General features: G+C 72.4%; 9 protein-coding genes. 5 read left to right on the top strand and 4 right to left on the bottom strand.

Going from position 1 to position 13,247, the window contains the following annotated elements:
- Nucleotides 1-70 precede the first annotated feature (70 nt).
- From WMF14_RS04875 to WMF14_RS04865, 3 genes are all read left to right on the top strand, one after another.
- Nucleotides 71-1,483, top strand: a complete 1,413-nt coding sequence (locus tag WMF14_RS04875) for a PQQ-dependent sugar dehydrogenase (RefSeq protein WP_437799036.1) — start codon at nucleotides 71-73, stop codon at nucleotides 1,481-1,483.
- A gap of 90 nt (nucleotides 1,484-1,573) precedes the next feature.
- Entirely contained in the window at nucleotides 1,574-3,424 is a 1,851-nt protein-coding gene (locus tag WMF14_RS04870) for an MYXO-CTERM sorting domain-containing protein (RefSeq protein WP_437799035.1), read from the top strand.
- Between the two features lie 167 nt (nucleotides 3,425-3,591).
- A complete protein-coding gene (locus tag WMF14_RS04865; RefSeq protein ID WP_437799034.1) occupies nucleotides 3,592-4,353 on the top strand; it encodes a YdcF family protein in 762 nt (253 codons plus the stop codon).
- Between the two features lie 18 nt (nucleotides 4,354-4,371).
- Here the strand turns inward: WMF14_RS04865 and WMF14_RS04860 are convergent, their stop codons facing one another.
- From WMF14_RS04860 to WMF14_RS04850, 3 genes are all read right to left on the bottom strand, one after another.
- Nucleotides 4,372-5,496, bottom strand: coding sequence for a glycosyltransferase family 2 protein (locus WMF14_RS04860; RefSeq protein WP_437799033.1), 1,125 nt, complete (start codon nucleotides 5,494-5,496; stop codon nucleotides 4,372-4,374).
- A 300-nt stretch (nucleotides 5,497-5,796) separates the two neighbouring features.
- Nucleotides 5,797-8,235 (bottom strand): peptidylprolyl isomerase, encoded by a 2,439-nt coding sequence (locus tag WMF14_RS04855; RefSeq protein ID WP_437799032.1) that lies wholly within the window; start codon nucleotides 8,233-8,235, stop codon nucleotides 5,797-5,799.
- A 2-nt stretch (nucleotides 8,236-8,237) separates the two neighbouring features.
- Complete coding sequence (locus tag WMF14_RS04850) at nucleotides 8,238-8,783, bottom strand: YdcF family protein (RefSeq protein WP_437799031.1); 546 nt, start codon at nucleotides 8,781-8,783, stop codon at nucleotides 8,238-8,240.
- Nucleotides 8,784-9,244: 461 nt separating this feature from the next.
- On the opposite strand from WMF14_RS04850, the gene WMF14_RS04845 reads away from it, so the two are divergent.
- Complete coding sequence (locus WMF14_RS04845) at nucleotides 9,245-10,066, top strand: MBL fold metallo-hydrolase (protein ID WP_237245092.1); 822 nt, start codon at nucleotides 9,245-9,247, stop codon at nucleotides 10,064-10,066.
- A gap of 87 nt (nucleotides 10,067-10,153) precedes the next feature.
- Here the strand turns inward: WMF14_RS04845 and WMF14_RS04840 are convergent, their stop codons facing one another.
- Nucleotides 10,154-10,981 (bottom strand): sigma-70 family RNA polymerase sigma factor, encoded by an 828-nt coding sequence (locus WMF14_RS04840; RefSeq protein ID WP_272100138.1) that lies wholly within the window; start codon nucleotides 10,979-10,981, stop codon nucleotides 10,154-10,156.
- Nucleotides 10,982-11,361: 380 nt separating this feature from the next.
- On the opposite strand from WMF14_RS04840, the gene WMF14_RS04835 reads away from it, so the two are divergent.
- Complete coding sequence (locus WMF14_RS04835; RefSeq protein ID WP_437799030.1) at nucleotides 11,362-13,245, top strand: S41 family peptidase; 1,884 nt, start codon at nucleotides 11,362-11,364, stop codon at nucleotides 13,243-13,245.
- Nucleotides 13,246-13,247 lie beyond the last annotated feature (2 nt).

Raw genomic sequence — 13,247 nt, 5'->3', positions numbered from 1 at the left:
TACCAAGGGGCGCGCTGTTCGGATAGTGTCCTACTGCATGATAGACCAGAAGCGTTTCCGTTTGTCTTTCATGCCCATCGCAGCCGCCGTCGTCGGGATCGGCTTCATGCTGAATGGCTGCGGCGGCAGCGACTCGGGAGCAGGAGGCGGCGGCGGGGGAGGCTCCGGTCCCGGTACGACGGGCACCGGCGGCAGCACCTCGGCGGGCACTCCGACGAGCAGCGGAACCAGCTCGGGCACCAACTCGACCAGCTCGGGCGCCAACTCGACCAGCTCGGGCGCCAACTCGACCAGCTCGGGCACCGACCCGACCAGCGGAGCGGGAGCCGGCCCAGCGAGCGGAACCGGCGTGGGAGGGAGCGGGACGATCGAGTGCGACGAGCCGGGCGGGACCGTACCGCCGCTCCGCCTCACCGAGGTAGCACGCGGCCTGAATCAGCCCTTGTTCGTGACGAGCGAGCCCGAAGATCCCAGCCGGCTCTACGTCGTGCAGCAGGGCGGAACCATCCGCCTCATCAACGGAGGGGAGCTGCAGAGCGCTCCGTTCCTCGACATCACCGCGGACGTCCAGGGGAGTGAGTACGATGAGGACGAGCGAGGGCTCCTCGGACTCGCGTTCCACCCGCAGTATGCGAGCAACGGAAGGTTCTTCGTTTACTACAATACAAGGTCACGAACGCTGGTCCTCCGGGAGTACAAGCGTTCAGCGAGCAATCCGGATCGAGCCGACCCGCAGGCGACCGAGCTCTTCTCGATACCGGTGCTGCGAGGCAACCACAATGGCGGGATGCTCGCGTTCGGCCCCGATGGGATGCTCTATATCGGCGTGGGGGACGGCGGCGGGGATACCTCCGACCCGGACCCGAACAACAACGGGCAAAACATCGAGGTGAAATACGCCAAGATACTTCGCGTAGACGTCGAGAATCACCCGACGGCGCCGGCTGGGAATGTCCGCGGCGGAGACCCGTACGTGTGGGACTACGGACTGCGCAACCCGTGGCGGTTCAGCTTCGACCGCTGCAGAGGCGATCTCTACATCGGGGATGTCGGTGGGCGCCTCTTCGAGGAGATCAACATCGAGCCGCGCGGACAGGGCAACAAGAACTACGGATGGAGCGTCACCGAGGGGGGTACGTGCCTCAAGGACGACGAGGCGACCAGCTGCGACTCGCCGACGATCACACGGCCCGTCGTGGCATATGACCACGACAGCGGCGATGGCTCGGTGACAGGCGGCTATGTCTATCGTGGGAGCAGGATCCCGGCGCTTCGTGGGAAGTACCTGTTCGGCGACTTTGAAACGGACCGGGTCTGGATGCTCACCTGGAAGGACGGCGTCGCCACGCCGAGGAGCTCGCTGAGCCAGGACCTCGCCTCTGAGAGCACCATCCAGGGCCTGGCTTCGTTCGGCGAGGACGCTGCCGGCGAGCTGTACATCGTCTCCTATGGAGGCAGCATCTTCCGGATCGATCCGGAATAGATTGGCACGTGGTCCGCAGGGACCAGCGCGGCCGTCCGTCGTTGGTCCCCATTTTTCCGAAGAGCAGCTTACCAGATCTGGATTCGAGCCATGCAGAAGACGCGGAGACTGGCGGTAGGTTGGGCGCTCGCGCTCGGGTTGCTGAGCCACGAGGCAGCAGCTGGAATCGATGACCTCCAGGGCACGGGCCCCGACGAGATGCCACAGCCAAACAACCTGGGCACCGCGGAGCGCTGCGCCGGCTGCCATCGAGCAGAGATCCAGGAGCACCAGGATTACATGCCCACCGACACGTGGGCAGGCACCATGATGGCCAATGCATGGCGCGACCCCGTCTTCAAGGCCGCTCTTGCGGTCGCCAACCAGGACGCGCCGGGGGTCGGGACCTTCTGCCTGCGATGCCACTCCCCCATCGGGTTCCTGAACGGGAGGGCGACGCCCCCGGACGGCTCTGGATTCGACCCCGAGGCGTCGGTCGACGGCAAGATCATCGACGGCCAGGGGGTCAGCTGCAGCGCTTGTCATCGCGCGCTGACGACGCCAGGCGCTGACGACGGGTACATCATCGGCAATGCTCAGCTCGTGTTCGACGTCACGCCCGCGGTTGCCGGATTCACAGCCACGCCCATGGTGTCTGGCCCCTATGAGGACGTCGTCTCTGAATCTCACACTGGAGAACGGACGCCCGAGCTCGCCGAATCCGCGTTTTGTGGCCAATGCCATCAGGTCACCAATCCGGAGATCAAGCTGAAGGACGCGGACGGAAACGATACCAACGTCGAGTTTCCGCTCGACACGACCTACGAGGAGTGGGCTTCCAGCGACTTTCGCAATGGCGGATCGAGCGCTCAAGGCTGCGTCGATTGTCATATGCAGAGGAGGACCGGCGAGGTGCCTGTCGGTGATCGCGGGCCGATTCGAACCGATCCGCGCACGCACATCCTCGTCGGCGGCAACCACTGGGGCATCCAGGCCGTCATGGCGGCCGACCCGGCGCGCGCCGCGGACTACGCCGACTCCTTCCAGCTCGCGCTCGACAGTACGCTCAAGAGCCTCGCCTCGGCCGCCTCGGTCACGCTCGTCGAGGCCCCGCAGGAGGCCGCGCCAGGAGAGGAGATCGCCGTCACCGTCCGGGTCGAGAACCTCACCGGTCACAAGTTCCCGACGGGCTATGCGGAGAGCCGGCGCGCCTGGATCGCCGTGTTCCTCGTCGACGAGAACGGCGTCGAACGGCCGCTGCTCGGCGGCTACGACGCCGACACCGGGGAGATCCAGCACGAGCCGCCCACGCACGAGTACCGGGCCGTGCACGGGAAGTGGAACAGCGAGGCGGGCGTGGGCGAGAAGGAGGAGCACCTCGCGCGCCACGACATGATCATCTCCGACACGCGCATCCCGCCGAAGGGCTTCGTCCCGTCGCGGACCACCCAGCCGACCCAGGAGGTCGACTTCACCGATGGGAACGGCGGATACCGCAACTACGACGAGGCGCGCTTCACGCTCACCGTCCCGGCCGACGCCTTCGGCAGACAGACGCTCTCGGCGCGCGTGTACTACCAGTCGATGACGAAGGAGTACATCGAGTTCCTGCAGTCCGCGAACAGCACGGACGAGACGGGAGACGATCTCCTGGCCATCTACGAGGAGACCGGCGAGGCGCCGCCCATCCTCGTCGCGGCCGATGACGCGGAAGCGCCGCTCGATCTGGGAGAGCCGCCCGTCAACGCCAGCAGCGGCAACGGCGCCGGCGGAAGCGACAGCAGCGGCAACGGCACCGGCGGCGACAGCTCGACCGGCGGCAACGTGGGCCGCTCCGGCGACGACGGCGGCTGCGGCTGCAGGATGCCCGGCAACGCCCCGAACGGGTGGCTCCCCGCGGGCCTCGCGGGGCTCGCCCTCGCGGCCGCAGCCAGGCGCCGGCGCACACACCGGCGGCATTGAACCTCGCTCCACCACGAGCCGCCGCGAGCACGCGTCGCCTCGAGGCGGGCGATCCCCGATCGATTCCGTCCCGCCGTTCACCTGGAGACGGCCCCTTTTTCGCTCGAATCACCTCCCCGGCGCCTGCATAGATCGGGCGTACCCGGCGCCTCACGGCGAGCCTCGCCTTGCCCATCTCCCGCCTCGTCGATCCCCTCCTCGTGCTCCTCGTCGCCGCCGGCGTCGGCCTCGCGCTCTCCGGCAGCGACTGGAGCTTCCGAGCACGCGGGGCGAAGATCGGGCGGGCGCTCGCGTGGAGCGCTTGGCTCGCGCTGTGGCTCCTCTCCACACCCTGGCTCTCCAGCACGCTCGCGCGCCGGATCAGCACGGCGCCGAGGGACCTGCACGCGGATCTCGCCGGAAGCTCACCCGAGCGGCGGGTCCTCGTCATCCTCACCGCCGGCATCGACGCCGACGAGTTCGGCGAGCCGCCCATGGAACGGCAGTCGGCGGAGGGCCTCGAGCGCGGCCTCGCCGCCGTGCGCGTCTACCGCGAGTACGGCTTCGACCACATCATCGTCTCGGGGAAGGACCTCAGGAGCGCGCCCACCGAGCTCGCCAGCGCCATGGCCGATCTGCTCGTGGAGCTCGGCGTTCCCAGGAAGAAGATCATCCTGGAGACCGAGTCGCGCGATACCCGAGAGAACGCCCTCCAGTCCACGCGGATCGCCCGCGGCCTGTCGGCCGACGCCGTCGTGGTCGTGACAAGCGCGCTCCACATGCCGCGCGCCATCCGCATGTTCGAGCGCGCAGGGCTCGACGTCCTCCCCGCGCCGGTCAGGTTCCAGTCGCGGCCGCCCGACGGGCTAGAGCAGCTTCTCCCGGAGTCGCTCTCCCTCAGGCGGTCGCATCGCGCCGTTCACGAGCTCGTGGGCCTGCTGGAGCCGTAACCCCGGCGCGCCCCCGCGCTACCAGGTGACCTTCTGCGAGCCGCGGAGGTATCGCCAGAGGCCGACCACCGCCGCCGCGTTCAGGACCACGAACGTCCGCGCGAGCGCGCCGAGCTTGCCCGCAGCGCCCCCGAGCGCCGCGAGCAGGTAGAAGGCCACCTGCCCGCCGAACAGCGCGCGCGCCGCGTAGAGCGTCCACGAGGCGTCGCCGCTCATCTCGGCGCCCGTCCACGCGACCGTCGACGTGATCAGCAGCGCGGCGAGCGCCCAGGGGCACACGAGGCGGAGCAGCTTGTGCGAGAAGATCTCGAACCAGGACGGGTTCCTGAACGGGACGAGGAGCGCCGGGAGCAGCGAAAAGAGCTGATAATTGCCGGCCAGCGTGCGCACCTTGCGGCCGAACTCGCGCTCGTCGCCGAACGCGTCGTCGTACGCGATCGCGTCGGGTGCAAACAGGATCGAGCGCCCCTCGAGGCGGAGCCGCATCGGCACCCACATGTCGTCGAGGATGACGCCCTCCGGGAGCTGGCTCATGTCGGCGCGGCGGATCGCATAGATGGGACCGGTCACGCCCACCATGCTCCTGAACCGACCCTCCTGGAGGCGAATCCAGTTCTCGTAACGCCAGTAAGCCCCCGACCCCGCCGACCCCTTCAGCACCAGGTTGCCAGAGACGCAGCCCGCGTTCGGATCGGCCAGGAGCCGCACGAGCGCGCGCAGCGCTCCGGGCACGAGCGGCTGGCGGATGTCCGTCATCAACAGCACCTCGCCCGTCGCGACCTCGAGCATCTTGTTCACGCCGATCGGCTTGCCACGGCGCGCCTCGCTGACGATCACCTTCACCCGAGGATCGCGCTCGGCCAGCTGTCGCGCGACGAGCACTGTGTCGTCCGTGGAGCCGTCCGAGAAGAGCAGGACCTCCAGCTTGTCCTTCGGATAGTCGAGCGCGAGGAGGCTCTCGACCTTCGCCGGGAGATACGACGACGCATTGAAGACGGGAATGCACGCCGTCACCGTGGGGACGTAGTCCGGATCCTCCTTCCGCTGCGCAGGCCAGAGGCGCGCCAGGATGCCGATAACGATCGGGTACCCGAAGTAGGTGTACACGAGCACCGCGACAGCCAGAAAGGAGGCAATGACCACGCTAAACTGTAGAGCGCCGGTCGGGGGCGGTTGTCAACCGACATGGAAGGGCCACGCCGCGGCACGGCCGTTCACGTTTGCACGCGCACGCGCGTCACGCTCCGCACACGAGCGATGCGTGGCGCATGTCGCACACTCCTTGAAGCGCACCGCGTGAGGCGCGTCGTGCGCCGCGCGCACGCCACACAGGCGCCGTGCGCCGCGCGCACGCCACACAGGCGCCGCGCGCCGCGCGCACGCCACACAGGCGCCGCGCGCCCGAGGTCGTCACAGGACGCGCGCGCAGCGCGCCGACCGCGATCAGTCCCGCACCTTCACGCTCCGGATGACGTCCCCATCCGCGAGCGCAGCCCACGGCCCGGCGGCGACGCCGACGGCCGCGTACTGGCCGTCGAGGTGCGGCGCGCGCGCGTGCATCACGAAGAGCTGGCTCGATCCGGTGTCGCGGCCGGCGAGCGCGACGCCGACCCGGAGCGGCTCGAACGCGACCGGCGACGTCTCGCAGCGCAGCGCCGGCCTGCCGGGCGGACCTCCGGCGCCGTCGCCGAACGGCGCGCCGAACTGGGTGACGAAGCCGGGCACCACGCGGTGGACGATCTTGCCGTCGTAATAACCGGAGCGCGCGAGGTCGACGAAGCGGGTCACCGCGACCGGCGCGAGCGCAGGGTCGAGCGTCATCGTGAGCTCGCCGGCGTCCGTGTCGAAGATCAGCGCAGCGGGCGCGCGCACGAGCGCGGAGGCCTCGGCCGGCACCTCGCCGACCGGCGGCGCGACGGCCGGCCGCCCCGCCCCGCCCGCGTCCCCCGGCAGACCGGCGTCGCACGCGATCTTGCGGCCCCTGAGCACGCCGAGCGCCGTTCCGGCGCGCGCCCGCGTCGTGGGGTGGCTCGATCGGCAGAGCTGCTCCAGGCGAGCCTCCGCCGGCTTGAGCGCCAGCGCCCCGACCGCGTCGACGACCGCGCCGATCAGCTCCGGATCGTCGCGCGCACCCGGGCGGTCGAGGATCGAGAGCAGCGCGCCCTCGATCGCCGGCGACGTCACCGCAGCGGGAGCGTCCTTCTCGTCGCTCCGCTTCCTGCGCTTGCGCTTCCCCTGCCCCGGCGCCTCCGACGCGCGCTGCGGCTGCCGCGCGATGACCTCCGCCGCGGCGGCGACGAGGCCCGGCTCCTCCGCGGCGAGCGCCTTCGCGAGCAGGTCGGGCGCGCCGGCGATCTCTTCATGCGCGGCGATGAGCTCGATCGCGGCCTCCCGCGCGCGCAGCTCGCCCGACGCGGCGTACGCGCGGAACGCGGCGAGCCGCGCGCCCGTGATGGCGTCGCGGCCGATCACCTCGACGACCGCCCGGGCGCCGATCGAGCCGCGCACCGGCGCGCCTGCGTCCGGCTTGCTCCCCGGCTCCGCCGGCGCCGTGACGTCACAGCCGAGGAGCAGCGGATCGCGGTAGTCCCCGCCCGCGAGGAGCCTGGCGGCGCCGCAGCGGAGCCACGCGACGCGGCGGAGGATCGCCGCGGGCGCGCTCGGCGGCGGCGGGAGGGCGGCGAGATCGCGGAGCGCCTTGCGCGCGGCGCCCGCAGATCCGAGCGCGTCGAGCGCGGTGAGCAGCACGCCGAAGTCCTCGCTCACGAGGCCCGTGAGCGCGATCGGGTCCGCGCTCGGGGCGAGCGCGGCGACCGCGTCGGCGAGGGCGCGCTGGCCCGGCGGGCCGAGCCGCTTGAGGGCGCGCGCGGCCTCGGCGCGCTCGCTCGCGGTGAACACGCCCTTCGCGGAGAGCACGCGCGTGAGCTCGGAGGCGGCCGCTTCCCCTGCCCGGCCGAGCGCGCGCACCGCGAAGAGCCGCGCGTCGGAGGCCTCCGCGAGCCGCGCGGTCGCGACGTCGCGGATGCGGGGGATGACCGTGAGCGGGACGTGCTCGAGCCGCCCGATCGGGTAGAGCGCCTCGGGTACCGGCGGGCTCGCCGCGCTCCCCGAGGCGAGGTTGAGCAGCGCGACGAGCGTCTCCTCGCGCAGCTTGAGCTTGATCGCGGCGAGATCGCCGAGCGCGTACGCCGCGTGGATCGCGCGCTCGCGCGGGCCGTCGAGCCACGCGACCAGCGTCGGCTCCGACGCCTCCGCGCCGCACCGCCCGATGGCGCGGGCGATCGCGCCGCCCGCGTCGAGCAGCGGCGCCGCCGCGGGCGCGCCGCCGCTCGGCGCCGCCGCGGGCGCGCCGCCGCTCGGCGCCGCCGCGGGCGCGCCGCCGCTCGACGCCGCCGCGGGCGCGCCGCCGCTCGACGCCGCCGCGGGCGCAGCGGCGCTCGCCGCGCCCGCGGGGCTCGGGCGAGCGTCGCGGGCGAGGGCGCGCGCGACGAGCGCGGAGACCGTCTCGGCCTCGCGCTCCTTGCACGAGAACCCGAGGCCGTAGGCGGCCCACGCGACGACCTCGTCGTCCTCGTCGGCGAGGGCCCGCGCGAGCCCAGGCCACGCCGCTTCTCCGCCGATGCGCGCGAGGGCCCGCGCGGCGGCGCGCCGCACGCCGACGTCGCGGCTCTGCTGGTCCGCGGGGCTCACCTCCAGGGCGGCGCGGCGCTGCTCGGCCGCGAGGAGGGCGCCCCGCCGCTCCGCTGCCCCGGCGCTGGCGGCCGGCGCCGCCGCGGAGCTCCCCGCGTCGGGCGCGGCGCCCGGCGCCGGCTCACCGGTGCAGGCGGAGAGGGAGAGGAGCAACGCGAGGACGAGGAGAGGAGAGGAGCGCCTTCTCGGCATGATCACGGTTCACCCTGACGAGCGGTGTCGAGCAGCCAGGCGGCGCTCTCGCTGAGGATCCGCCTGCGGCGCATCGCGCGCGCGTCGAGCCACATCGAGATCACCTCGTGACCGCGCTGCCACGCGCGCGCAACCACCGGCTCGCCCACGCGCGACGCCGGCAGCCCGCAAGCGTCGATCCCGACGTCGTGGAAGTTCTGGAGAGCCCTGGCCATGTGCCAGGAGCAGGTGACGATCGCCGCGCGCCGCGCGCCCACGCGGCGCAGGAGGGCCGCGCTGAAGATCGCGTTCTCGTGCGTCGTCAGCGACCAGAGATCCTGCAGGATCGCGTGCTCCGGGACGCCGGCGCGCCGCAGCTCGGCGGAGAGCACGCGCGCCTCGATCTGCGCGCCCCAGCGGCGCCCGCCGCTGGCGATCACCCACGGCGCGACGCCGTCGCGGTAGGCCTCTGCGGCGCGCGCCGCGCGGCGCGCGCCGGGGGCCGCTGGGCGTCCCGACGGAAACACCCTGCAGCCGAGGACGACGATGGCGTCCGCGTGGAGCGGCATGCGACCGACCATAGCCCATCGGCCGCGGCCTTCGCGTGCCCGCTGCGCTCGATCGTCCTGCCCTCCCGCCGCCGTCCGCGGGCCGTGCCGCTGCATGCCTGCGCCGCCCTCGGGCCGACCTGGGGCCGCCACCTGCGCCCCCGCCCCGCCGCCACCGCCTCTGCCCCGCCGCCACCGCCTCGCCTCTGCCCTGCCGCCACCGCCTCTTCCCCGCCGCCCGCGCCTCCGCCCAGCCGCCGCGCGCTCCCGCCCTCCAGAGGCGGGCGCGGCCTGCCGCCGGGCCGCGACCTATCCTCTGACTACATTGGCGCCTTGGCCCTGCTCCCCCGGCCAGGTCTCCACGTCTGCGACCTTCCTTGCTCCCGGTGCACCAGGCGGCTTGACGCTGCCCGCGCTCGGAATCTAATAGCTCTACCTTGAAACGGGCGGGGTTCAGCGAGCGAGGCAGGATGCGGATCAAGATGTGGGGGGTTCGCGGAAGCATCCCCACGCCCGGTGCAGGCACGGTCGAAGTTGGCGGCAACACGAGCTGCTATGAGATCCGTGCCGGTGAAACGCTGGTCATCCTCGATGGCGGGACGGGGCTCCGTCTCCTCGGCCAGGATCTGGTCAAGGAGATGCCCTTCGAAGCCTGGATGTTCTTCAGTCATGTGCACTGGGATCACATCCAGGGCTTCCCGTTCTTCACGCCGGCGTTCGTGCGCGGGAACAAGATCCATCTCTACGGTGGCCTCAACGTCTCCCGGACGCTCGAGGAGACGCTCGCCGGGCAGATGGACTACCCGAGCTTCCCGGTGCACCTCACGGAGATGGGCGCGGCGATGACCTTCCGCGACCTCTACGAGGGCGAGGTGGTCACGATCGGCCCGAACGACGATGTTCGCGTGACCAACGCGCGCGGCAACCACCCGAACGGCGTCTACGCGTACCGCGTCGAACACGAGGGCAAGGTCGTCGTGTACATCACCGACTCCGAGCACTACGCGATCGTGGATCCGAAGCTGAAGAAGCTCGCGATGGGCGCCGACGTGCTGATCTTCGACGCGATGTACACGCCCGAGGAGTATGCGGGCGAGGTGGGCGGCGGCCCGAAGACGGGCTGGGGTCACGCCACGTTCGTCGCGGGCTGCGAGCTCGCGAAGGCGGCGGGCGCCAAGCAGCTCGTCCTGCACCACCACGACCCCAACCAGACCGACGCGATGGTGCGCGAGAAGGAGATGCGCGCCCGCGAGCTCTTCCCGAACACCATCGCCGCGCGCGAAGGCACGGTCATCGAGATCTAGGGCGCCGCCTCCGGCTCGAGGCGGCAAGGAGCAGCGCGCGGCCAGACGCGGCGCTGGAGCGCGCCGCGTCTCGCTGCCACAGGCGCCTCAGGCGCTCTTGGCCATCGGCTCGCGGGTGATCTCCTCGATGCGCGCGCGCATCCGCTTCTTCGCGCGCTCCTCGATCTGCCGCACGCGCTCCTTGCTGACGCCGAAGTCGGCGCCGAGCTGCTCGAGCGTCACGGGGCTGTCCGTCAGCCAGCGCTGGTTCATGATGGAGCGCTCGCGGGGCGACAGCTCGTTCACGACCTGGAGCAGCGCGCGCGAGAGCTGCGCGCGCTCGTCGGCGGCGCAGGCCTCCTCCTCCGGCGTGTGCCCGCTCGACGCGAGCCGCTCCACCGGAGCTATGCCGTCCTCGGTCGGAGAGCGCTCCAGGCTGACGTCGCGCGCCATGAGCAGCGGCAGCAGCTCGGCCGCCCGCTCCTCCGACAGGCCGCTCAGCTCCGCGAGCACCGCCGGGTCCTTCTCGTGCGTCTTGCGGTAGATGCGCAGCGCGCGCCGCTCGCTCTTCGACGACCCGAGGCGCACGATCCGGTACCCCCGCGCCACGTGCTCGCGGATCTCCGCCCGGATCCAGTAGGCCGCGTAGGTCGCCAGGCGGCAGCCGCGGTCCGGATCGAAGCGCTCCGCGGCCTTCAGGAGGCCGATGTTCCCCTCCTGCACGATGTCCTCCATCGGCAGCCCCCAGCGGCGGTACTCGAGCGCGATCGTCATCACGAAGGGCAGGCACGCCTCGATGAGGCGCCGGCCAGCGTCCCGGTCACCTGCTCGCCAGCGGAGCGCGAGCTCCCGCTCGGCGTCCGGGCTCAGGGTGGCGTAGTTCGCGAGCTCTGTACGATAAGCCGAGAATGCCGCACGATCCCAGGTGGCGCTCATGATCTCTCCGCTCTCCACCGCGCGCGCCGATCAAGGAGGGCTTGCGAGCCCCTGCGAGCCGGCGGGCGGCACCGGGGCAGATGCAGGCGTGATGCCGGGATAAACCCTAGGAAATCGCCTTTTTTTGCGCTGGAATGCGCAACGTGTTCGGATCCACCGACGGAAGCGAAAGCTTTGCGGGAAAGCGGAGGAGCACGGATGCGCAGCGCTGAGCCCAGATCCACGGCGCACGAGCGGCGAACGAGGCGGACGAGGTGCGCGCAGTGTCCCCAGGCCGCGGGCGACGGCGCCGCCCGCGCGGCGCGCGCGCTCGCTCTCCGCGCGCACGCCGCCGCGGTCGCCCCTGCCCCCGCGCGCCGCATCGTGATATCCGGGGAGCAGTGAGGACGCGCGTCGCGGGCTCCGTCGCGTGCATCGCCGCAAGCCTGGCGACGCTCGCCCTGCTCTCGCGCGAGGCGGAGATCCCCCTCGCGAGGGCGCGGCGCGGGCTCGCGCAGCCCTTGCTCCACACCGTCGCGCCGGACGACGAGGAGATCGACGGCGTCGGATGTGACCCGAACGCCCTCGACCGCGGCATGGCGGTGCCGAGCGGAGCGCCGACGTCGCTCGACTGCGAGCAGGCCCGCGCCATCGTCGCCCAGGCCCGCACCACGCTGGCCGCTCCGCCGCTCCGCGTCGATCCCGCAAAGTTTGCCGAAGCGACCTCCGACTGGCTGGATCCGCACGGGCTGTGGTCGGTCGCCCCCGACGCGCCCGTGGGCGCCTCGCTGCGGCGGGAGGCCGCCGCGCTCCTGGACGAGCTGCAGGCGCCCGTTGGCAGCGGGCCGTGCGCGGCGGCGCTGCGCGTCGGCCAGGAGCTCACCCGCTGGTCGCGCGAGCTCGATAGGCTCTTCGACGAGGGCTACCGGCGCGGCCTGGCCAGCCCGCCTGCGACCCACGCCGCGGCGTGGGAGCTGGTCTCGTCGGCGCCGTTCGAGGACGGCGAGGTGACGCGCAGCGCCCGGGACCTCGCGCGCAAGCTCGGCCGGGAGGTCGGCGGGCTGCGCGCGCACCTCGGGGAGCCGCTCGCCCGGTACGCCGACGCCGTGCGCGAGCGCGCCGCGCCCTCGATGAGCGAGGACGGCTGGGCGCGCACGGTGATCGCCGCCGCGGTCCGCGCCTACGTGCCCCAGCTGGACGCGCACGGCGCCTGGGCGCCGCTCGAGGAGGAGGTCTCCATCTACGATCTCGACCTCGAGGCGCACCCGCCGGCCCGGCTCTGGCAGGAGATGACGCGCACCGCGATCGGGGTGCGCATCGACCGCGGCGCGCTCGCGCCGCTCGAGGACGGAGACGTGGTGATCCGGATCCAGGATCTGCCGATCTCCGGCATGAGCGTCGAGCAGGCCGAGCAGCTCGCCGTGCTGTCCGACGTGCACCCCGGGACGACCGCCCGCGTGGCGCTGCTGCGGCGCGGGGCCGCGGCGCCGCTCGAGCTGACCGTGGCGCCGCAACCGGTCGGACCCCAGCCGCCCGAGGCGGCGCCCTCCGAGCTGCCGCTCGATCTTGTGCGCTACGGGGACGGCAAGGTCGCGGTGATCGCCATCCCCGACGTGCCCGACGACCTCGGGGATCGGGTCGCGGCGGCGCTCCTCCGCGCGCGCGCGCAGGGCGACACGCGGGGCGTGATGCTGGACGTGCGCGCCAACGGCGGCGGCTCGACCGACGGCGCGATCGCCGCGCTGGCGCTGTTCCTGCCGGGTGTACCGCTGTTCCCGATGCGGCGCCGCGACGGCGGCGTCGAGGTGGAGCGCTCGCCCGACGTCCCGGAGGAGCGCGGGTGGAGCGGGCCGCTCGCGGTGCTCGTCGACGGCGACTCCGCGAGCGCGGCGGAGATGATCGCCGGCGCGATCGGCAGCTACCGGCGCGGCGTGATCATCGGCGATCGGACGTACGGCAAGGGGTGCGCTCAGGAGTACCTCGACGACGACGCCCACGTCGGCGTGCTGCGGCTCACGACGCTCCTCTACGCGCTCCCCGACGGCGCGCCGGTGCAGAAGGTGGGCATCGTGCCGCAGGTGCAGCTCTCGCTGCCGGCGACGAGCGAGCGCGAGGCGCGCGTGGACCGGGCGCTAGGCCCGTGGCGAGGCCCCGACGTGCGCGATCTGCACCGCGTGCGCGACGTGCCCTGGCCGGCGCACGCCGGGCGGATAGGGCCCTGCCGCGACGAGACGGTCTGCCGCGCGCTGCGGTCGCTCGGCGCGGTGCCCGCGGCAGCGCGCTGACG

Source organism: Sorangium sp. So ce693, from assembly GCF_051521375.1.
In the GTDB taxonomy this organism is placed as follows: domain Bacteria; phylum Myxococcota_A; class Polyangia; order Polyangiales; family Polyangiaceae; genus Sorangium; species Sorangium atrum.
The sequence above is the reverse complement of the archived record's forward strand: the minus strand, read 5'-3'. Positions and strand labels throughout refer to the sequence as shown.